The organism is Bradyrhizobium sp. HKCCYLS20291 (assembly GCF_051167715.1).
GTDB lineage: Bacteria > Pseudomonadota > Alphaproteobacteria > Rhizobiales > Xanthobacteraceae > Bradyrhizobium.
The window spans coordinates 433,855-454,641 of record NZ_JBNPTO010000004.1 but is presented as its reverse complement, the minus strand read 5'-3'; the positions used below and the strand labels follow the sequence as shown (position 1 = coordinate 454,641).

At 65.6% G+C, this 20,787-nt stretch carries 15 protein-coding genes; 9 read left to right on the top strand and 6 right to left on the bottom strand.

The window, feature by feature from the left end; genetic code table 11:
- Positions 1-79: 79 nt before the first annotated feature.
- From hpaR to ACQR07_RS12795, 4 genes are all read left to right on the top strand, one after another.
- Positions 80-595, top strand: coding sequence for a homoprotocatechuate degradation operon regulator HpaR (gene hpaR / locus ACQR07_RS12810; RefSeq protein WP_434902631.1), 516 nt, complete (start codon positions 80-82; stop codon positions 593-595).
- A gap of 168 nt (positions 596-763) precedes the next feature.
- A complete protein-coding gene (locus ACQR07_RS12805) occupies positions 764-1,849 on the top strand; it encodes a malate/lactate/ureidoglycolate dehydrogenase (RefSeq protein WP_434902630.1) in 1,086 nt (361 codons plus the stop codon).
- Positions 1,850-1,982: 133 nt separating this feature from the next.
- Positions 1,983-2,762, top strand: coding sequence for an HpcH/HpaI aldolase family protein (locus tag ACQR07_RS12800; RefSeq protein WP_434902629.1), 780 nt, complete (start codon positions 1,983-1,985; stop codon positions 2,760-2,762).
- A 106-nt stretch (positions 2,763-2,868) separates the two neighbouring features.
- Positions 2,869-4,392, top strand: coding sequence for a UxaA family hydrolase (locus ACQR07_RS12795; protein WP_434902628.1), 1,524 nt, complete (start codon positions 2,869-2,871; stop codon positions 4,390-4,392).
- 182 nt (positions 4,393-4,574) lie between these two features.
- Here the strand turns inward: ACQR07_RS12795 and ACQR07_RS12790 are convergent, their stop codons facing one another.
- The gene (locus ACQR07_RS12790; protein ID WP_008964013.1) at positions 4,575-4,772 is read right to left on the bottom strand and encodes a hypothetical protein; all 198 of its coding nucleotides are present in this window, start codon (positions 4,770-4,772) and stop codon (positions 4,575-4,577) included.
- 433 nt (positions 4,773-5,205) lie between these two features.
- Between ACQR07_RS12790 and ACQR07_RS12785 the strand changes: the two genes are divergently transcribed.
- From ACQR07_RS12785 to ACQR07_RS12765, 5 genes are all read left to right on the top strand, one after another.
- The gene (locus ACQR07_RS12785) at positions 5,206-8,520 is read left to right on the top strand and encodes a DUF2126 domain-containing protein (RefSeq protein ID WP_434902627.1); all 3,315 of its coding nucleotides are present in this window, start codon (positions 5,206-5,208) and stop codon (positions 8,518-8,520) included.
- Positions 8,521-8,550: 30 nt separating this feature from the next.
- Positions 8,551-11,085, top strand: a complete 2,535-nt coding sequence (locus ACQR07_RS12780) for a circularly permuted type 2 ATP-grasp protein (protein WP_434902626.1) — start codon at positions 8,551-8,553, stop codon at positions 11,083-11,085.
- Positions 11,082-11,960 carry a transglutaminase family protein gene (locus ACQR07_RS12775; RefSeq protein WP_434902625.1) on the top strand — a complete coding sequence of 293 codons (879 nt, stop codon included), beginning with the start codon at positions 11,082-11,084 and terminating at the stop codon, positions 11,958-11,960. The genes ACQR07_RS12780 and ACQR07_RS12775 overlap by 4 nt, the downstream gene beginning before the upstream one ends.
- A gap of 102 nt (positions 11,961-12,062) precedes the next feature.
- Complete coding sequence (locus ACQR07_RS12770) at positions 12,063-12,443, top strand: hypothetical protein (RefSeq protein WP_434902624.1); 381 nt, start codon at positions 12,063-12,065, stop codon at positions 12,441-12,443.
- 913 nt (positions 12,444-13,356) lie between these two features.
- Positions 13,357-14,028, top strand: coding sequence for a DUF2867 domain-containing protein (locus ACQR07_RS12765; RefSeq protein ID WP_434902623.1), 672 nt, complete (start codon positions 13,357-13,359; stop codon positions 14,026-14,028).
- A gap of 31 nt (positions 14,029-14,059) precedes the next feature.
- Here ACQR07_RS12765 and ACQR07_RS12760 read toward each other — a convergent pair whose 3' ends face one another.
- From ACQR07_RS12760 to ACQR07_RS12740, 5 genes are all read right to left on the bottom strand, one after another.
- Positions 14,060-14,989, bottom strand: coding sequence for an SMP-30/gluconolactonase/LRE family protein (locus tag ACQR07_RS12760; protein WP_434902622.1), 930 nt, complete (start codon positions 14,987-14,989; stop codon positions 14,060-14,062).
- 142 nt (positions 14,990-15,131) lie between these two features.
- Entirely contained in the window at positions 15,132-17,171 is a 2,040-nt protein-coding gene (locus ACQR07_RS12755) for a PQQ-dependent sugar dehydrogenase (protein WP_434902621.1), read from the bottom strand.
- Between the two features lie 14 nt (positions 17,172-17,185).
- Positions 17,186-18,469 carry a sodium:proton antiporter NhaD gene (gene nhaD, locus ACQR07_RS12750; protein WP_434902620.1) on the bottom strand — a complete coding sequence of 428 codons (1,284 nt, stop codon included), beginning with the start codon at positions 18,467-18,469 and terminating at the stop codon, positions 17,186-17,188.
- 108 nt (positions 18,470-18,577) lie between these two features.
- A complete protein-coding gene (locus ACQR07_RS12745) occupies positions 18,578-20,104 on the bottom strand; it encodes a cryptochrome/photolyase family protein (RefSeq protein WP_434902619.1) in 1,527 nt (508 codons plus the stop codon).
- Positions 20,105-20,126: 22 nt separating this feature from the next.
- Complete coding sequence (locus tag ACQR07_RS12740; RefSeq protein WP_434902618.1) at positions 20,127-20,720, bottom strand: RNA polymerase sigma factor; 594 nt, start codon at positions 20,718-20,720, stop codon at positions 20,127-20,129.
- Between the last annotated feature and the right edge of the window lie 67 nt (positions 20,721-20,787).

The window sequence follows — 20,787 nt, the reverse complement described above, 5'->3', positions numbered from 1 at the left end:
ACATGTTAAGTTTTCGCGGGCAAACCGAAATGCGATTTGTTGCAGTGCAAATATTCGATGCCGGCCGGGGAGTGACGAAATGAGCGAGACCAGGGCCAGAGGCGCCAGGTCGACGGCAAGGGATGCGCGCAAGGTGCCGATGCGGGACTTTTCGCAGTCGCTCCCCATGGCTCTGCTGCGGGCGCGCGAAGCGGTCATGCGGCAGTTCCGCCCGAGTTTGCGCCAGCACGGATTGACCGAGCAGCAATGGCGCATCCTGCGCGCGCTGTCTGCGGTCGAGGTGATCGAGGTGACGGAGCTGGCGCGGGTCGCGTTCCTGCTCGGTCCGAGCCTGTCCCGCATCCTGCGCGATCTCGAGGCGCGCGGCCTGATCCAGCGCGAGGTGGACGCGCGCGACATGCGCCGCGGCGTGTTGTCGATCACCCCCCGCGGCCTGAAGCTGATCGCGCAGGTCGCGCCGAGCTCGGAGGCGATCTACGCATCCATCGCCACACGTTATGGTGCACGTAAGCTTGCCGCGCTGCACAAAATGTTAGGGGAGCTCGAGGACAGCATGGGTGACGATTTCGAGCCGGGCGAGGGCGGCGATGACTGACAACGTGCAAACTGTGCGCAAATTCAGCCCGGTCACGGCGCTCGTGCTTGGCAGCCTCTTCAACAGTTTGATATGAAGCGATGCGTTGGAGCGGAGATGGCGTGCGTCGCAGGCATGGCAATCCATGCTAACTCTGTTTTCGCATGCTGATCGAACCCGCGAGTTGTCATGGTCACTATCAAGGTCGAGCGCCTCATCGATTTCGTTGCCGACGTATTCCAGCATGCCCAGTCGTCTCCGGAGGAGGCGCGCCGGATTGCCACCTATCTGACGACCGCCAACCTCACCGGGCACGACAGCCACGGCGTGATCCGCGTGCCGGTCTACATCCGCTGGCAGAAGATGGGCTCGGTCGTGCCCAACCAGACGGCGGAGATCGTCGTCGATACCCCGTCGCTGGTGGTGGTCGACGGCAAGTTCGGGTATGGACAGACCGTCACGCCGCAGGCCGTGAAAATCGGCATCGAGCGCTGCAAGAGCAGCGGCCTGGCCGCTCTGGCGTTGCGCAATTCCGGCCATCTCGGCCGCGTCGGCGACTGGGCCGAGATGGCTGCCGCCGAGGGGCTTGTTTCGATTCATTTCGTCAACGCCGCAGGCTCACTGCTGGTGGCGCCGTTTGGCGGTGTGGAAAAGCGGTTCTCCACGGCGCCTTATTGTGTCGGTATTCCGCGCCATGGCCAGGATCCGATCGTGCTCGATTTCGCGACCTCGATCGTTGCCGAAGGCAAGGTGCTGGTGGCCAGCCGCGGCGGCAAGAAGCTGCCCAAGGGCGCGCTGGTCGACGCCGACGGCACGCTCAGCGAGGATCCCGCGGTGCTGTATGGGCCTTATGAGACGGAAGGGCCGCGTGATCATACCAAGGGAACGGGAGCGATCCGTGCGTTCGGCGAGCATAAGGGCTCAGGTCTCGCCTTCATTTGCGAGCTGCTCGGCGGCGCCTTGACCGGCACCGGTGCGACATCCGCGAATCGCCGCTTCGCCAATGGCATGCTGGCGATCTACATTGACCCCAAGGTCGTCGATCCCGCCGATGTCTTCGATGGCGAGATCACCCGCTACACCGATTTCATCCGGGCCACGAAACCAGGCGCCGGAGTTGAGCAGGTGCTGGTGCCCGGCGATCCCGAGCGCAGGACCCGGGCCGAGCGCACGGCCAACGGCGTTCCCTTGCCGGACGACACCTGGGCGGCGATCGTGAATACCGCCCGCGAAGTCGGCGTCAGCGAAGCGAGCATTCAGCGGGCGACATCGTGATCACAGTGTGATGGCCGGCGGCGGAAAGCGCTCCGGAAGCAGGGCGGGCGGGATTGCATCGCGTCACGCCATCGGTCACAACCAGTTCCAACAAGTCAGATCGATCTGAACAACCAGGGAAGGAAACGAAGTCGTGGCGAACAACAAGGTCAAGCAGCTCTGGGCCGAAGGCAAGACGGTGGTCAATGCCTGGCTCGCGATCCCCTCGGGCTTCTCCGCGGAGGTCGTCGCACAGTGCGGCTTCGACAGCGTCACCGTCGACATGCAGCACGGTGTGCAGGACTATCTGTCCATGGTGCAATGTTTCCAGGCGATGCACGGCCATCCGGTGACCCCGATGGTGCGCGTGCCGTGGAACGAGCCGGGGATCATCGGCAAGGTGCTCGATGGCGGCGCCTATGGCGTGATCTGCCCGATGGTCAACACGGCGCAGGAAGCGCGCAACCTCGTGTCCTACTCCAAATATCCGCCGAAGGGCGTCCGCTCGAACGGCCCGATCCGCTCGGGCATGTATGGCGGCGCGGGCGAGTACCAGAAGACGGCCAACGACGAGATCGTGCTGCTGCCGATGATGGAGACCAGGACGGCGGTCGAGAACATGGAAGCCATCCTCGATGTCGAGGGCATCGACGGCGTCTATATCGGCCCGTCGGATCTCGGCTTCTCCTATGGTCTGGTGCCGAAGCTCGACCGTGACGAGCCGGAGATCCTCAAGATCTACGAGAAGATCGTGAAGGAATGCGGCAAGCGCGGCCTCAATCCGGGCATCCACTGCAGCGGCGCCGAAGGCGCGGTCCGTGCCATCAACATGGGCTTCAAGCTGGTGACGCTGTCGAACGAGGTCGGTCTGATGCAGGTCTACCTCCGTCAGCAGGTTGCGCAGACCCGGCAGGATTCCGGCGGCAAGGCCTAAGGCGCGAATTGCGAATAGGGAGTAGCGAATAGGGGATTCACCCTATTCGCCACTCGCTATTCGCGTATTTCCACGCGACTGATCTATCCAAACGAAAGAGACTGCCATGGCTCCCGCTCCCGTCATCCGGCTTCATCCCGAGGACAGCGTGCTGATCGCGCGGGCGAGCCTGCCGCCCGGGCTCGCGGTCGCCGATGGCGTCACCACGGTCGACCGTATTCCCGCGGGGCATAAAGTCGCAGTGCGCCCGATCGCGCAGGGCGAGCCGATCCGTCGCTACGGTCAGATCATCGGCTTCGCCACCGTGCCGATCGCACCGGGTCAGCATGTTCATACGCAGAACTGCGAGATGGGCGATTTCACCAAGGACTACGCCTATGGCGCCGACGTCAAGCCGACTCCCAATTTCGATCTCCCCGCAACTTTCGAGGGCATTCGCCGCCCCGACGGTCGCGTTGCGACCCGCAACTACATCGGTATTCTGACCTCGGTGAACTGCAGCGCTCATGTCGCGAGCGTGGTCGCCGACGTCTTCAAGAAGAATCCGTTTACCGGCGACAACCCGCTCGCCGACTATGCCAATGTCGACGGCGTCGTCGCGCTCACGCACAAGACCGGCTGCGGCATGACGATGGACGAGCCGCTCAAGCTGCTGCGGCGAACCCTCGGCGGCTACGCGCGGCACGCGAACTTCTCTGCGGTGATCGTCCTCGGGCTCGGCTGCGAGGTCAATCAGATCGGCGGGCTGATGGAGGAGCAGAAGCTCGCCGGCCGGTTGCGCGCGTTGGACATCCAGGAGGCCGGCGGCAGCCGCAAGACCGTCGAGGCCGGAATTGCGTTCGTCAAGGAGGCGCTCGCCGACGCCAACAAGGTGAAGCGCGAGACGGTGCCGGCCAGCGAACTGACCGTGGCTCTGCAATGCGGCGGTTCCGACGGCTATTCCGGCATCTCCGCCAATCCCGCGCTTGGTGCCGCCAGCGATCTCCTGGTGCGGCATGGTGGCACTGTCATTCTGTCCGAAACGCCCGAGACCTATGGTGCCGAGCATCTGCTGACGCGGCGGGCGGTCAGTCGCGAGGTCGGCGAAAAGCTGGTCTCCCTGATGCGCTGGTGGGAGGAGTATACCGCGCGCGAGGGGGCGGAGATGAATGCCAACCCCAGCCCGGGCAACAAGGCCGGCGGTCTCACCACCATTCTCGAGAAGTCGCTCGGCGCGATGGCCAAGGCCGGCAGCACCAATCTGGTCGATGTGCTGCATTATGCCGAAGCGGTCACCAGGAAGGGCTTCGTGTTCATGGACACGCCTGGCTACGATCCGGTCGCGGCGACCGGGCAGGTGGCCGGCGGCGCCAATCTCGTCTGCTTCACCACCGGCCGTGGCAGCGTGTTCGGCTGCAAGCCGGCGCCGTCCATCAAGCTCGCGACCAACACGCCCATGTACAAGCGGATGGAAGACGACATGGACGTCAACTGCGGCACCATCCTCGACGGCGAGGAGACGGTGCAGGAGTGCGGTCAGCGGATTTTCGAACTGATGCTGAAGACCGCCTCGGGGCAGCCGACCAAGAGCGAGAGCTTCGATTTCGGCGGGGCGGAGTTCGCACCCTGGGTGATCGGGGCGACGATGTAGCTCGCCCAACTCGGCTGTTCGGCTGTTGAATAGTATTGCCGGCTGTTTCCACGCCGGCATCTGATCGCAGCTGAGATCGCGATGTAGCTGAGACTGGATCGCAACTGAGATCAGATGTCAGGTGATGAGCGCCGCCGTGGGCCGGTCGTGCTGACGCGCGCGCGACAGCGGCGCAGAGCAATTTACCGCTGGTGGCCCAGGCCGATGCCGAGCGCCAGAGCCTTCTGGCGGAGCGAGCCTTCGGTCCGCTTCATCGCCTTGGCGATCTTGGCAACCGGGGTCTTGGACTTCGAGTGCTGCTTCAGCAGCTTGATGTCGGCCGGGGTGTAGGGTTTCCGCGCCAACTTCTTGGTAGCTGCCTTCTTAGCTGTCTTCGCCACTTGATTCTCCTTTGGGCAATGCGGGCTCTAAATAGCACGTGTAGTCGAGCTATCAAGCGATTGCGGCAAATGCAACGCTATTAGTTCGTGTTAGTTCATTGACAGGGGTTAATCACTGCTTTGCCAACTTGGTCAATCTTCTGTGAGCGTCTGCGGCATGGCCTGTGGACAACTATCCGGAGTGGGGCGCCACGGCTTGTTTGTTCTGCTCTCGTTCTTGTTGCGAGCCCGGAATGGGGCGGGCGTCCGCCGGAAAGACGACCACTGCGTGCAGTCCGAGGCACATGATCGAGGCCTGATAGACGTAAACCCGGACTGAATGCCGTGTTCCGGGCTTAGGATTGTTCAATAGGCAGCTCTGCCCTTTGTTAGTGCTTGATCCCTGAGCATGGCAATGTTCTGCTCAAAAAAGTTGCTGGAGCGCTGAACCCACGTGTCAATCTACGTCGCATTACATCACGTCACTCATTACAAGTATGATCGTCCGGTCGCCCTGGGCCCGCAAACCATCCGCCTGCGTCCTGCACCACATACCAGGACGCCCGTGCTGAGCTATTCGCTCAAGGTCACGCCGCCTAATCATTTCGTGAATTGGCAGCAGGACCCGCAGGGTAACTGGCTGGCGCGCTATGTTTTCCCTGAGACGGTGAACGAACTCAAAATCGAGGTCGATTTCATCGCCCAGATGACCGTGATCAACCCGTTCGACTTCTTTATCGAGCCGTATGCCGACAGTTTTCCGTTCGCCTATCCCGACGGTCTCAAGGTGGAACTCGCGCCCTATCTGGAAACGATCGCGCCTGGACCATTGTTCGCGGAATATTTGAAGTCGATTCCCCGCGAGGCCGACAACACGGTCAACTATCTCGTTGATCTCAATGCACAGTTGCAGAAAAAGATTCGTTATATCATTCGGATGGAGCCGGGTGTTCAGACGCCTGAGGAAACACTGTCGTCGGCCGCAGGCTCCTGTCGCGACTCGGCGTGGCTGTTGATCCAGACGCTGCGGCATCTCGGCCTCGCCGCCCGTTTCGTCTCCGGCTACTTGATTCAACTGCGTCCTGATATCGATCCGGTGGAAGGTCCGGTCGAGGTCGAGAGTGACTTCACTGATCTGCATGCCTGGGCCGAGGTCTATCTGCCCGGTGCTGGATGGATCGGCTTCGACGTCACCTCGGGCATGCTCGCGGGCGAGGGGCATATCCCGGTCGCAGCGACGCCACATTATCACTCGGCCGCGCCGATCAGCGGCAGTGCCGGATTTGCGGAGGTCGCGTTCGCCTTCGAGATGAATGTGAGGCGCATCCGCGAAGCGCCGCGGATCACGCGACCTTTTTCTGATGAGTCCTGGGACAAGCTCGACCGGCTCGGTGAGGCCGTCGATGCCGATCTCGCGGCCAATGACGTCCGCCTGACGATGGGCGGTGAGCCGACCTTCGTGTCGATCGACGACATGGAATCGGCGGAGTGGAACACCGCCGCCGTCGGCCCGGCCAAGCGCGGACTGGCGGACGAACTGATCAGACGCCTGCGGTCGCGCTTCGCGCCCGGCGGTCTGCTGCATTATGGTCAAGGCAAATGGTATCCGGGCGAGAGTCTGCCGCGCTGGGCGTTCGGACTGTACTGGCGCAAGGACGGCGAGCCGATCTGGCGCAATCCGGATCTGATCGCGAGCGTGGATGGCCCCCGTGTAGCCACGATCGTCGACGCGCAGCGTTTTCTCGACACGACGGCGGAAACGCTCGGGCTCGAGGCGGACTACGTGCTGCCGGCGTTCGAAGATCCGGCGCATTGGCTGCAGAAGGAGGCGGCACTCCCGGAAAACGTCGACGCGCTCGATTCCAAGCTGGACGACCCGGAAGAGCGCGCACGGATGGCGCGGGTATTCGACGAAGGACTGCATATCCCGCGCGGCTTCGTGCTGCCGATCCAGCGCTGGAATGCAAGGCCGAGCCGCTGGCGCAGCGAGCGCTGGGGTCTCCGGCGCAAGCGGTTGTTCCTGATTCCCGGCGATTCGCCGCTCGGCCTGCGGCTGCCGATCAATTCGCTGGCCTACATTCCGCCGGAAGATTTCCCGTATATTCACGAGCAGGATCCGATGGAGGAGCGCGGGCCGCTGCCGCTCTACACCCAAGGGCGTCCGGTGATCGTGCCGCAGGTGCCGCCGTTGAAGGCGCTCGAGCGCGCGCCGCAGCCGCAGCAGGACGTGCAGTATCAGTACTGGGGCGGGCTCGGCGTCCGCACCGCGCTGTCGGTCGAGATCCGCGACGGCATTCTCTGCGTGTTCATGCCGCCGGTGGAAAACATCGAGGATTACCTGGAGTTGGTCGCAACGGTTGAAGCGACGGCCGAGGCGATGCAGCTCAAGGTGCATGTCGAAGGTTATGCGCCGCCGTTCGATCCGCGCATCGAAGTCATCAAGGTGACGCCGGATCCGGGCGTGATCGAAGTCAACATCCAGCCTGCCCAGAGCTGGCGGCAGGCGGTCGACATCACCTTCGGCCTTTATGAGGACGCCGCCAAGGTGCGGCTCGGCGCCAACCGCTTCCTGATCGACGGCCGTCACACCGGCACCGGCGGCGGCAATCACGTCGTGGTCGGCGGCTCGTCGCCGCCGGACTCGCCATTCCTGCGCCGGCCCGACCTGCTGAAGAGCCTCGTGCTGTACTGGCAGCGGCATCCGGCGCTGTCTTATTTGTTCTCCGGCATGTTCATCGGGCCGACCAGCCAGGCCCCGCGCATCGACGAGGCCCGGCACGACAGCCTGTATGAGCTCGAAATCGCGCTCGCCAACGTGCCGTTCCCAGGACAAAGCGTGCCGCGGTGGCTGGTCGATCGTCTCTTCAGGCATCTCCTGGTCGACATCACTGGCAACACCCATCGCTCGGAGATCTGCATCGACAAGCTGTATTCGCCGGAGGGGCCGACCGGTCGTCTCGGCCTGGTCGAATTCCGCGCGCTCGAAATGCCGCCCGATCCGCGCATGTCGCTGGCGCAGCAGCTGCTGATCCGCGCGCTGATCGCCAAGCTGTGGCGCGAGCCGCAGGAGGGCAAGTTCGTGCGCTGGGGCACGGCGCTGCATGACCGCTTCATGCTGCCGCACTTCATCTGGGAAGACTTTCTTGATGTGCTGGATGAGCTCCGCTCGTCCGGCTACGACTTCTCGCCGGAATGGTACCAGGCCCAGCTCGAGTTCCGTTTTCCGACCTTCGGCCGGGTGCAGCATGGCGGCGTGACCCTGGAGCTGCGCCAAGCGCTGGAGCCCTGGCACGTGCTGGGCGAGGAGGGCGCGGCGGGCGGCACCGTGCGCTATGTCGACAGCTCGGTCGAGCGGCTTCAGGTGAAGGCTGAAGGCTTCGTCGAGGGCCGTCATCTCATCACCTGCAATGGTAGGAGAATGCCAATGACCTTGACGGGGCGCTCGGCCGAGGCGGTCGCGGCGGTGCGCTTCAAGGCCTGGCAACCGGCGTCCGGCCTGCACCCGACCATTCCGGTGCATTCGCCGCTGACCTTCGACCTGATCGACACCTGGAACGGCCGCTCGCTCGGCGGCTGCGTCTATAACGTGGCGCATCCCGGCGGACGCAACTACGACACCAAGCCGATCAACTCCTACGAGGCGGAGGCGCGGCGGCTCGCGCGATTCCAGGATCACGGCCACACTCCCGGACGAATCGCACTGCCGCCGGAGGAACGCACAAATGAATTCCCGATGACGCTCGACTTGCGCAGGCCGCTCCTGCATTGATGGGGGCGCGTTGGTGCGGAGGATCGAGGAATGGACGGCCCGAGCGGCAAGGACCAGGGAGCAAGACCCGCCGGTCAGCCCGTGACGGCCCGCCCAGCGTTGCGCCGTGTCGCGCAATGGGCGCGTGACTATGCCCGGCTGCCGGGAATCCCCGACGAGTTCATCGCCGCGGATGGCGAGCCGCGCCCGGTCTGGACCCGGTTTGCCGACACTTTCGCCGCGCTGGCGCCGACCGACATCGACCGCCGTTTCGCCTCGGCCGATCGCCATCTGCGCGAGGCCGGCGTCACCTACCGCTCGCCCGGCGACAATGCCGAGCGTTCCTGGCCGCTCAGCCACCTGCCGCTGCTGATCGACGAGGCCGAGTGGGCGCAGCTGTCGCAAGGCATCGCTCAACGCGCCGAGTTGCTCGAACACGTCCTTCAGGACATTTACGGCGAGGGGCGTCTGATCGCGAGCGGCGCGCTGCCGGCGGCCGCGGTGGCCGGATCGAGCGAATATCTGCGTCCGGTCTGCGGCGTCAAACCGCCGGGCGGACGCTTTCTCAGCCTCTACGCCGCCGACATCGGCCGCGGTCCTGACGGCCGCTGGTGGGTGCTCAGCGATCGGACGCAGGCGCCGTCCGGCATGGGCTATGCGCTCGAAAACCGGCTGGTGCTGTCGCGCGCGTTCTCGTCGATCTACAAGTCGATGAATGTCGAGCGGCTGGCGCCGTTCTTCGAGGCGTTTCGCGACGCGCTGCGCGCCAGCGCCGATCGCGACGAGCCGCGCATCGGCGTGCTCACCCCGGGCACCTTCAGCGAGACCTATTTCGAGCACGCGACCTTGGCGCGCTATCTCGGCTTCCTGCTGGTCGAGGGCGACGACCTCGCGGTCAGCGGCGACCGCGTGCACATCCGCACCGTTGCCGGGCTGAAGCGCCTCGACGTGCTGCTGCGCCGGCTCGATTCCAACTCGCTCGATCCGCTCGAACTTGATGCGGCCTCGCGGCTCGGCGTCGCCGGGCTGATGGACGTCGTTCGCAAGGGCGGCGTCGTGCTCGCCAACATGCCGGGCTCCGGCGTGCTCGAAGCGCGCGCGCTGCTCGGCTTCCTGCCGAGCCTGTGCCGCCGCGTGCTCGGCGAGGATCTCAAGATCCCGCATATCGCGACCTGGTGGTGCGGCCAGAAATCGGCGCGCGACGAGGTGCTGTCGCGGTTCGATGAGTTCGCCATCGAGGGCGCCTATGGCCGCGCCGTGCCGGGCTTTGCCGAGACCGGTCCGGTGCTGACGAGCGAGCTTTCGGCCGCCGAGCGCGAGCGGCTGCGCAACGCGGTCGCCCAGCGCGGCATCGACTATGTCGGGCAGGAGGTCGTGCGGCTGTCGACCACGCCGGTCTGGCAGGACGGGCGGATCAAGCCGCGGCCGTTCGTGCTGCGCGTGTTTGCTGCGGCCACTCCCGACGGCTGGACCGTGATGCCCGGCGGCTTCTGTCGCATCGCCGACGAGCCCGACGCGCGCGCGGTGTCGATGGGCGACGGCGTGCGGGCGGCCGATGTCTGGGTCGTCGCCGACAAGGCGGTGGCGGCGCGCAGCCTGCTGCCGGGCTCCGATAACGTGCGCATCCGCCGCATCGCCGGCGTGCTGCCGAGCCGCGCGGCCGACAATCTGTTCTGGCTCGGCCGCTACCTGGAGCGCGCCGAGGCGACCGTGCGGCTGATCCGCGCGCTCGCGGCTCAGCACCGTGATCCCGGCAAGGGCTCGCCGGCACAGCTCAACACTGCCGAGCGCATCCAGCGGCTGCTGCTGGCATGGGGCGCGATCGAGCAGACCTCGCGGACCAAGGGGCCGCAGGTCGCGGCCGAGGCCTTGCAGTCCGAGGAGCAGTTCGGCTCCGCCGTGTCGCTGCTGCGGTCGGCCCAGCGCACCGCGACCTCGCTGCGCGAGCGGCTGTCGCCGGACGCCTGGCAGGTGATCACCGAAATGCCGGGCCGGCTCGCGCAGGAGGCCGAGGACGAGGATGCCATTCTCAGCATCGCCGAGCTGACGCTCGAGAAGCTCGCGACCTTCGCCGGCCTTGCCCAGGAGAACATGAACCGCGCCGCCGGCTGGCGCTTCCTCGATATGGGACGCCGCGCCGAGCGCGCCATCAACACCGCGCGCTTCGCGCGCCAGTTCGGCTATGACGAGGCGACGCCCGAGGATCTCGACGTCCTGCTCACGCTGGTCGACTGCCAGATCACCTATCGCTCGCGCTATCTGATCGGGCCGTCGCTGGCGCCGATCCGCGATCTCGTGGTGCTCGACCTGTATAATCCGCGCTCGATCGCGTTCCAGATCGAAACGCTGAACGAGCACATCGCCGGCCTGCCGGTGCTGAAGGAGAACGGATTGATCGAGCGGCCGCAGCGGCTGTCGGTGTCGCTCGGGGCGCGGCTGACCGCAGCAGAGGCGGCGCATCTCGACGGCCGTACGCTGTTTGCGCTGGAGCAGGACCTGCTCAATCTGTCGGAGGCGATCGGCCAGCATTACTTCCCGCACGGTCCGAACGCGACGCGGCCGGAAAAGCTGACGGGCCTCGCGTGATCTACGACATCCGCCATGTCACCACCTACGAGTATGAGAGCGCGGTCAGCTTCGCGCGCTGCTCGCTGCGGCTGGAGCCGCTGAGCGGCGACGGGCAGGAGCTGATCTCCCACAGCGTCGACATCCGGCCGCGCCCATCGGAGCGCACCGCGCGGCGCGACTTCTTCGGCACGCTGACCGAGAGCGTCATCATCGACACGCAGCATCGGCATCTGCGCATCGATTCGCGCTCGCGCGTGAAGCTCTCGCGCAAGCCGCCGGAGCGCACCGCCGCAAGCGCCGCCTGGGAGAGCGTGCGCGATGCGGCGTTCGAAGCGACCAGCCTCGGGCCGTCGTCGCCGATCGGCTACGTGTTCGCCAGCGCGCTGGTGCCGGTGCTGGAGCCACTGACCGACTACGCAGCGGCCAGCTTTCCGCCCGATGCCGGCATCCTGGCGGGCGCGGCCGACCTGATGCAGCGCATCCGCACGGAGTTTCGCTACGACCCGAAGGCGACGGTGATCTCGACGCCGCTGCGCGAGGTGTTCGACAATCGTCATGGCGTCTGCCAGGACTTTGCCCATGTGATGATCGCGGGCCTGCGCGGCCTCGGTCTTCCGGCGGCCTATGTCAGCGGCTATCTGCGCACCATCCCGCCGGAAGGCCAAAAGCGGCTGCAGGGGGCCGACGCGACGCACGCCTGGGTGTCGCTGTGGTGTGGCGAGGCGCTCGGCTGGATCGGCTTCGATCCGACCAATGATCTCCTGGTCGGCAATGATCACATCATTCTCGGCATCGGGCGCGACTTCTCCGACGTCTCGCCGGTCGACGGCATCATCGTCGGCTCGCCCAAGCAGAAGCTTGGCGTCGCCGTCGACGTCGTGATGGTCGAATAGCGCGGTTCCATCGCCGGGAACGGCCGGAACAATTTTCCCGTATCTCACTTGATCCGCCCGAGGGGCCCGGCTGGGGGCTTGCTGTCCCAATCGAGCAATGGAGTGATCGAGATGAAGCGCATTGCAATCGTGATTGGCCTCGTCGGCGCCTGCGTCGCCGGCGCTGCCTCGGCGCAGCCGAGCGCGAACCTCACCGGCACCTACCGCTGCATCCAGATGTGCCGCGACGGCATGATCGGCGCGCCGGCGTTCGTGACCCAGAACGGTGATTCCGTGAACCTGACCACCGAGACCGGCGAGTCCCTGCAGGCCTGGCCGGACTGGAATGCGCCCAACAGCCGGCTCTGGATCGATGCCCGTGACGAAAGCGCGGTCTATTCGCCCGACGGCATGCGCATCCAGTTCGACGACGGCCGCGTCTGGCAGCGCGACCTGCCGCCGCCGATCATCGTCCGCCGCGCGCCGGTGGTGTACGGGCGGTAGTTGTTTCACAAGGTAGCTTTCGTTCGTGCGCTTCCGCGGACGCTCGTGAGATGGAAGCTGCCTGCCTCACAACCGGTGTCGTCCCGGCGAACGCTGGGACCCATAACCCCAACTGGTTGTTGGGAAGCACGCTGTTAGCAACATATCGCATATCACTCCCGCCGCGGAGTATGGGTCCCGGATCGGCGCCGCACCAACGCTGTCGCGTTGGCGCAGCTTGTCCGGGACGACAGTAGTGTTTGTTGCTGGATATTTGCACAACCTCAGCATCTGATTGGTTTCTCGCTGTCATCGTCAGCGAAAGCGGACGATCCAGTATCCACCTGCAGTGGTGATGAACGGAAAGGCCGCGGCGTACTGGATGCCCGCTTGTACGGCATGACGCTGGGTATGAGGCCGCGGTCTCGCGACACCATGTGCCCGAGTCATGATCGATAGCTCGACCCTCCGATCAAAGAGGGCGCAGGGAATGCCGGGTGAGGGCCTCACCCATGGCCCGCCTGCGAAAAAAATGCAGGCGGCAGGAACCACAGGCAAAGCCGGTCAACCGGCATTCCCTGCGCGATGGCTTTACGACTTATACGTGGTCTCCCTGGTGCGCCGGGCTTTCTGGCCACCATCCCCAGCGCGATCGTATGCGCCAGGTTGACACCAGCGTCGGGGTGTCAGGACATCACGACTTCACCGTGCGCATGATGCTGTTCGTCGGCGCGACTGAACACGCTGCAGCACCATACGCCCACCGCTCCCCAGGCTCCACGTTCGTGACGATCGCGATCCGCCCCTCTCACGAGCCCGGGATGTGCGGAAACATCGGCCTGATTTGCCCGACGGGGCAAGTGAAGAGGTGTGCGACAAACTGGCACGACGGGCAGTTTGAGCATGACGGATCTGCTGAAATAGCCGGGCCGTCATGTCGGAGGTCGGCGCCTCGCGACGTGGCGGCGCGTCAAATCGCCATGGGTGGCGGTTCGGCATGCTTGTATCGGCACAACGCGATTGCTTGTATGAGTCTGCCAGCAAACGTCGGGGAACGAGACCGATGCGATATGGACGATCCCCGACCGCGATCCAGGAAACATCGTTTCCGATCGTATCGCTGATCGATCAGGCGTTGCTGTTGCGATGTAATTATCGCGAGTCGATCGCCGTCGATCTCAGTCGTCCTGATGTGTGTCCCGTCGACGCCTTCTTCGCCATTTTCGGTCACCGGCCCGGATGGTTGAAGGCGATCCTCATCGTCCGCAACGCGCTCGTGGCCCCGTTCGGGTTGGAGGTGACCAGCAGCCGCGATCTTCTCTTGGTCGCGCGGAAGTCCGACTACGCGGAAGGCGAAAGCCTGCTCGGGTGGACGATCTTCGCCCACACGCCGGATGAGCTCATTGTCGGGCGCAACAACGCGCATCTCGACTTTCGGGTGTCCCTCTTGCGCGACGATCCCATGCGGCAAGCCCGCATGGTCATCTCGACGGTATGTGATGCCCACAACGCGTTTGGCGTCGCCTATCTGAAAGCCGTGCTGCCGTTTCACTCACGCGGATTTCGGTGGCTGATATCACGCGCTCGCGCTGGCGGGCGGCTCTGATCGAGGGAAGTCTCTCGGTGGCTTGCAGGGTTCAGCATGCTCGTCGCTGCAGGCAATGCTCGCGTCCTTCGACATCGGTGCGAAACGACTCGACGAAGCCGCCCTGGCGCTGCGTCACATACACGGTCTTGCCGTCGCTGCCGCCGAAGGCGAGGTTGGTCGGCTCCTTGGCCTTGAGCGCGATCTCCCGGATGACGCGGCCGTCGGGGCCGAGCACGGCGATATTGCCTTTCAGGATGCGCGCGACGAACAGCCGGCCGCTGGCATCGGTGCGCAGGCCGTCGATCGTGTTCGGCTCGAATTTCGCGATCTGCTTCGGCCGTGTCAGCGCGTCGCCCTCGATCGCGTAGGACCAAAGCTCGCCGCTGTTGGACTCGCCGACATAGAGCGTGCGCCCATCGGGGCTGAGGTCGATGCCGTTGGCGGTGCCCATGGCGCGCGGCGCGATCATCGCCGCGCCCTGCATCGTGCCGTCGGCACCCTTGGCGATGCGCCAGATCCGGCCGCTGCGCGCCTTCCAGTTGGGATCGCTCGCATAGATCACACCGTCGCGCGCCAGCGTGATGTCGTTGGGCTGGCTCATGTCGTCGGCATGGAAGACGACGCTCGGCGCGGTCGTGCCGGGTGCGATCGCGAAGACGTTGTGCTTCTTGTAGTCGGCGACGTACATGGTGCCGCCGGCATCGATCCGGATCGCATTGCCGATGCTGCCCTCGGGCAGCTCGGTGAATTTCTCCGACGCCGCCGCTTCAGGTGCGAGCCTGCCGATGGTGCCGGGCTTGCCGAAATTGACGACATAGAGATTGCCGTCGCGATCGACCGCGGGGCCCTCGATGCCGAAGGTGTATTCGCCTGGGGGCGTGAGCTGCGTGCTCTCGAACAGCTTTGGTGCGGCGAGGGCAGGCGAACTCGCCAGCAGGAGCGCAACTGCCGCAAGGCGCGAGATGCGTAGGGTGGGCAAAGGCGCAAGGCAATGCTGCCTGAGTCGAAACGCGGTCGCGTGCGCGCCGTGCCCACCATCATGGGCACCGGCGCCCGTGGCCGGTGGGCACGCATCGCCTTCGGCGATTGCTTTGCCCACCCCGGGGGTCACGACCGCGTCGTCAGAGCGGCACCAGGAACTGCTGTTGGATGTAATAACCATTGTCGTCCGTGCAGGTGCCGTTGAGATAGGTGTCGGCCGGCCGGAAGAAACGGCTGAAGCCGGGCTTATTGACGGCAGACCTTTCGGTCACCACGACGACCTTGCCGAACGGAATGTCGCCGCATTCGCGGCCGTCGGCGGCGAAGAACTTGCGATGCGGCGGGCCGCCCGGTTTCACGCGCATGCGGGTTCCCGGGACCATGCGCGCGACGAGGGCGTCGGCCAAGTCAAGCAGCTTGGTGTAGCCTGGTTCCGTGTTGATCAGATTGGCGCCCGGAGGCATTGGTCGTTCGGCGCCGAGGCCGCGCAATCGCTGCCGCAGCCGGCCCGAATCGGGATCGCCCGGAGTGACCCAGCCGTCCTGCGCCAGCATGAAGCGCAGCACGGCGCGGTCCTTGTCCAATTCCGACTGTCCTGCCTTGAGACCGAAATCGGAATGGCAGCCGATGCAGTGCTTCTCGATCAGGTTCTTGCGCACGGTGGTCAGCCGCGTGCTGCTCGCGCCGTCGCTCTCGACGAAGGCCGCCAGGCGCTCGATGAGCGCGTTGCTCCTGGTGTCGCAGGGCAGGGGGTCGGCGGCGGCAGTGTCGGCGCGGTCGATGCGGATGACGGTCTGGTTCTTGTCCTCGACCAGCCAGATCGCGCCGTCGTCGGACATGGTGATGCCGACCGGCGCGCCTTGCGGCCGGATGCCGTTGACGCGATGCCAGCCGGAGATGAGCTCGTCGAAGGCCGCGGCCGGCGCCGGACCGGTCGCGGTCTGGAAGGCGCGCGTCGGCTCGGCGGCGCAGCTCACGTGATAGCGGACCGGCGCCGGGCTCAATTTCGGAAAGCCGTGCTCGTCGACCTCGTAGGCGAGCAGACGGCTGCCGGTCGGCCGATAGCCGTGCAGTCCGACCAGCAGCCGGCCCTTCAGATCCGCGAAGCGCTCGCCGGTGTAGTAGAGCATGCCGAGCGGCGCGCCATGCGGCGGCAGCAGCGACCAGGGCTGCCTGTAGAGCGCGGACGTGTTGCAGAAGTTCTTGTAGGCGCCCGACTGCAGCACGCGCTTGAACTCGGGACTCGGCGTCGCGAGATCGTAGCAATAAGGCCAGCCATAGTGGCCGCCTTTCGCGACCGCATTGAGCTCTTCGTTGGGGGCGAAGACGTCCTGCAGGTCGCGCGCATTCTCGCCTTGCAGAAAGGCGCTGCCGGGATCGGGAAACTGCGGATGCAGCGCCAGCGCCATCGAGTTGCGCAGGCCGCGCGCGAACACCTCGTGCGGCGGTGTCGTGTCGCCGTTTTTCAACGCCGGAAAGACGCCGCTCGCGGGCGGCGTGAACAGCCAGATCGATGCCAGCGGCGAGGCGCCCTCGGCGACGGCACAGGGTTTTGTGATCGGCCCCGGCGACAGGCAGTTGTCGCTGTGCGAGCCGATGTTGACGAACAATCGCCCAGCGCGGTCGAACGCGAAGGCCTTCAGCGGATGCGCGCTCTCGGGGATGCGCGTGCCATCGGGCAGGGTGAGCTTGCGTCCGGGCAGGTCGCGAATGATGGTCTCGATCGTCGCGCGTGGATTGGCGGCCAGTGGATCGAAGCGGAAGATGGTGGTGTCGGTCGAGGCGTAGAGCTTGCCATCGGGACCGACGGCAAGACCGAACGGGTAGGACAGCCGGGTGACGGCCTCACGGATGCGCTGGCCCGCGGGCGCGGCGGGATCGAGGATCAGCAGGCGGCCGTCCTCATGGCCCCAGCCGCCCATGTCGGCGACGACGAACAGCGGCTTGCCCGGAATCTGGACGATGCTGCGCGGAAACTTCAGGCCGTCGTCACGGCTCGCGACCAGTCCGGCGCAGAGGCCCGCCTTCATGTCGATCTGCAGCCGGGGGAACGCGAGCGGTGCATCGCCGCAACTCGCCGAACTCAGCGCGTAACCGCTTCGGATCGCGGTCTCGTCGGCATGGCTGCCGGCGGCGCCGAGCAGCAAGGTCGCGACAGCCGCAAGGATGCGCCCCCGCATGTGATCCGGTCCGCTCAGTGCAGCAGATTATACTGGATGATATAGGCGGCAGCGCCGGCGAAATAGCCGAGCAGGGCGATGCCGCTGATGCGGCGCACGTACCAGAAGAAGTGGATGTTCTCGAGCCCCATCGCGGCCACGCCTGCGGCCGAGCCGATGATCAGGATCGAGCCGCCGGTGCCGGCGCAATAGGCGACGAACTCCCACAGGAAGCTGTCCGGCGGATACTGGCTGAGGCTGTACATGCCCATGGATGCTGCGACCAGCGGGACGTTGTCGATCACGGCGCTGGCGAGGCCGAGCACGATGACGATGAGATCGAGCCGGCCGACCGTGCGGTCGAGCCATTGCGCCAGCGCCTGCAGGATATGGGTGTGTTCGAGGGCTGCCACGGCCAGCAGGATGCCGATGAAGAACACGATGGAGGGCATGTCGATGCGGGTCAGCGCATGCACCAGAGTGAGGCGCTGCTTCTGCTCGGAGGCCTTCTCGCGATGGATGATCTCGCCGACCATCCAGAGCAGGCCGAGGCCGAACAGGATGCCCATGAACGGCGGCAAGCCGGTTGCGGCCTTGAACAGCGGCACCGCCACCAGGATGCCAAGTCCCATGAAGAACATCAGGTTGCGCTCGAACGGCAGGATCGGGCTGATCGAAGCGAGGCCCGCGCTCGCGGGCGGCTCCAGCTCCTTGCCACGCAGGGTGAAGCCCACGGCGGCGAGCGGCACCACGAGGTTCAACAGCGAGGCGATGAACACGGACTTCATGATCGCGAGCGGCGTGATCTGGCCGCCGATCCACAGCATCGTGGTGGTGACGTCGCCGATCGCCGACCAGGCGCCGCCCGCGTTTGCGGCGATGACGATGATCGCGGCGAACACCAGCCGGTCCTCGTCGCGGCCGGACAGCTTCTTCATCAGCGACACCATCACGATCGCGGTCGTGAGGTTGTCCAGCATGGCGCTGAGGAAGAAGGTGACGAAGCCAACCAGCCAGACCAGTGTCACCTGGCTGCGGGTGCCGATCAGCGAGGTCACGACCTCGAAGCCGTGATGCGCGTCGATCACCTCGACGATGGTCATGGCGCCGATCAGGAAGAAGATGATCTGCGCCGTCGAGGCCACGGACTCGTTGAGCTCGCCGGCCACCGCGGCGGGCGTGGCGCCCATGACGGCGTAGATCGTCCACATCAGCCCGGCGCCGACCAGGGCGGTGGCGGCCTTGTTGATCCGGAACGGGTGCTCCAGCGCCACCACGGCATAGGCGAGCGCAAAGACGGCGACGACGGCAGCGGTCATGGGCGGGGCATTCCGGGCTGGGATCGGCGGAGGGTAAGGAACTGCCCAAGATATGACCGATCGGCCGCCTGCCAGCAAGCCGTGAGCGCCGTTCAGGCGGGCACGCGATCAGACCATCGTCGCGGTGATCGTCTCGGCATGGTTGCGGATGGCGCGGATTTCCGCTGCGCTGCGGCGTTCCAGGTTGACGTACTGGTTGCGCATCCGGCCGTTGTTGGCGAAGCGGCGACGGTGCTTGGCGAGGAAGCTCCAATACAGCGTCGTGAACGGGCAGGCCTTGTCGCCGGTCGCCTGCTTCGGGTCGTAGCGGCAGTTGCGGCAATGGTCGCTCATGCGGTCGATGTAGTGGCCCGAGGCCGCATAGGGCTTGGTGCCGACCACGCCGCCGTCGCCATGCTGGCTCATGCCGAGCGTGTTGGGCAGCGACACCCAGTCGACGGCGTCGTGGAACATCGACATGTGCCAGAGGTGCACATCGTAGGGCTTGACGCCGAGCAGCATCGCGAACAGGCCGAGCACCATCAGCCGCTCGATGTGATGGGCATAGGCGTGGTCGATGGTGTGGCCGATCGCCTGCGACAGGCAGCGCATGTCGGTCTCGCCGGTCCAGTAGAAGCGCGGCATCGGCAGATTGGCGTCGAGCGCATTCTCCTCGGCGTAGTGCGGCATGCGCTGCCAGTAGATGCCGCGGACGAACTCGCGCCAGCCGATGATCTGGCGCACGAAGCCCTCCAGCGCGTTCAGCGGTGCGTTGCGGCTCTCAAGCGCGGCGTCGACCACCTCGCGCGGATTGAGCATGTGCAGGTTGAGCGCGCCCGACAGCCGCGAGTGATACAGGAACGGCTCGTCGGTCAGCATCGCATCCTGATAGGTCCCGAACAGCGACAGCCGCCAGGCGACGAAGTCCGACAATTCGGTCAGCGCGTCGACCCGCGACACCGGCAGGTCGAACCGGTCGAGCTTGCCGGGACTGTTGGCAAACCGCGCCGCGACCAGCTTGATGACGTCGCGTGTGATCGCGTCCGGCGCGTAGGAGCGGGGGACGGGGATCGGCGGGCGCGACTTGCCGAAACCCTTGCGGTTCTCGGTGTCGAAATTCCAGCTGCCGCCGATCGGCCGGCCGCTCTCGTCGATCAAGAGCCCGGTCTTGCGCCGCATCGCGCGGTAGAACGTCTCCATGATCGGCCGCGGATGGCGCTCGGTGAAGGCGTCGAATTCGTCGGCGGTGCAGAGGAAGTGGCGGTCGGAGCGGAATTCGAGCCGCTGCGGCAGTTTTTCAAGCGTTTGGCGCACGCGCCAATCGCCGGGCTCCAGCACGATCGTCGCCTGCGGCTGCAGCGCCGCCTGATGGCGCGCGATCTCGCTATTGAGGCTTCCGGTGTTGGCCGGATCGTCGAGCCGGACATAATGGCCGCGGCGGCCGCGGCCCGCGAGGTCGGCGTGGAAGTGGCGCATGGCCGCAAGGAAGAAGGCGATGCGCATCTTGTGCTGCGGCACGTAGGTCGCCTCGTCGTCGACCTCCATCTGCAGCACGGCATCCTGCTCCGGATCGAAGCCGTCGAAGGCAGCCGAATCGGCGTCGAGCTGGTCGCCCAGCACGACAACGAGATGTCTCACGGCACGTGTGCTGGTCATCGTATCCAGATCATGCGGCAGGTCACGCCACGGCGGCGGTGACGTTGTGGGCGTGCCCGAGACAATCCTTGCGCACGGCGATCAGGCTGCGGTGCAGCCAGGTCTTGATGGTGCCGACCGGCACGCCGAACCGCTCCGACAGCCGCGTCCGGCTCTCGCCCTCGAGATAGGCCAGCGCCAGCAGCCGCCGGCGCTCGGCCGGTAGCCGCTTAAGCGCCTCGCGGGCGATCGGTTCCGCTTGCGCGTAGTCGAATTCATCATCCTGCTCGGCGGCGGGATCGGCGATGGCGAGCGCCTCGTCGAGCTCCGAGGTCGGCACGCCGGTGGCCCGCAGCGCGTCGATCGCGGTGTTGCGCATGATCGTGCACATCCAAGTGATGGGCGAGGCGCGCGACGGATCGAACGACGCCGCGTTGCGCCAGATCTTCAGGTAGCCGTCCTGCAGGATGTCATCGAGGTCGGCGGAGGAGGGCAGCAGGGCACGCACGGTCTTGCGCATCTTCAAGATGGTTGCGGCATGAAGCTCGGCAAAGGCTTGCTCGTCGCGGCGTCCGGCACGTTCCAGCAAGGCAACGAGACGAGCGCCGTACCTCTTCTCCGCGCTTGCTGACCGCATCTCGCTCCTCCATCCGTTTCACTTGGTCGGAAACGGGTCAGAGTCCGATGCGGATCACCGCCAGCGT

Coding starts and splice junctions, on each gene's coding strand:
- ACQR07_RS12745 (WP_434902619.1), bottom strand. CDS start 20,104: ATGACCAGCACACGTGCCGTGAGACATCTCGTTGTCGTGCTGGGCGAC.
- ACQR07_RS12765 (WP_434902623.1), top strand. CDS start 13,357: ATGTCGGAGGTCGGCGCCTCGCGACGTGGCGGCGCGTCAAATCGCCAT.
- ACQR07_RS12795 (WP_434902628.1), top strand. CDS start 2,869: ATGGCTCCCGCTCCCGTCATCCGGCTTCATCCCGAGGACAGCGTGCTG.
- hpaR (WP_434902631.1), top strand. CDS start 80: ATGAGCGAGACCAGGGCCAGAGGCGCCAGGTCGACGGCAAGGGATGCG.
- ACQR07_RS12780 (WP_434902626.1), top strand. CDS start 8,551: ATGGACGGCCCGAGCGGCAAGGACCAGGGAGCAAGACCCGCCGGTCAG.
- ACQR07_RS12740 (WP_434902618.1), bottom strand. CDS start 20,720: ATGCGGTCAGCAAGCGCGGAGAAGAGGTACGGCGCTCGTCTCGTTGCC.
- ACQR07_RS12755 (WP_434902621.1), bottom strand. CDS start 17,171: ATGCGGGGGCGCATCCTTGCGGCTGTCGCGACCTTGCTGCTCGGCGCC.
- ACQR07_RS12805 (WP_434902630.1), top strand. CDS start 764: ATGGTCACTATCAAGGTCGAGCGCCTCATCGATTTCGTTGCCGACGTA.
- nhaD (WP_434902620.1), bottom strand. CDS start 18,469: ATGACCGCTGCCGTCGTCGCCGTCTTTGCGCTCGCCTATGCCGTGGTG.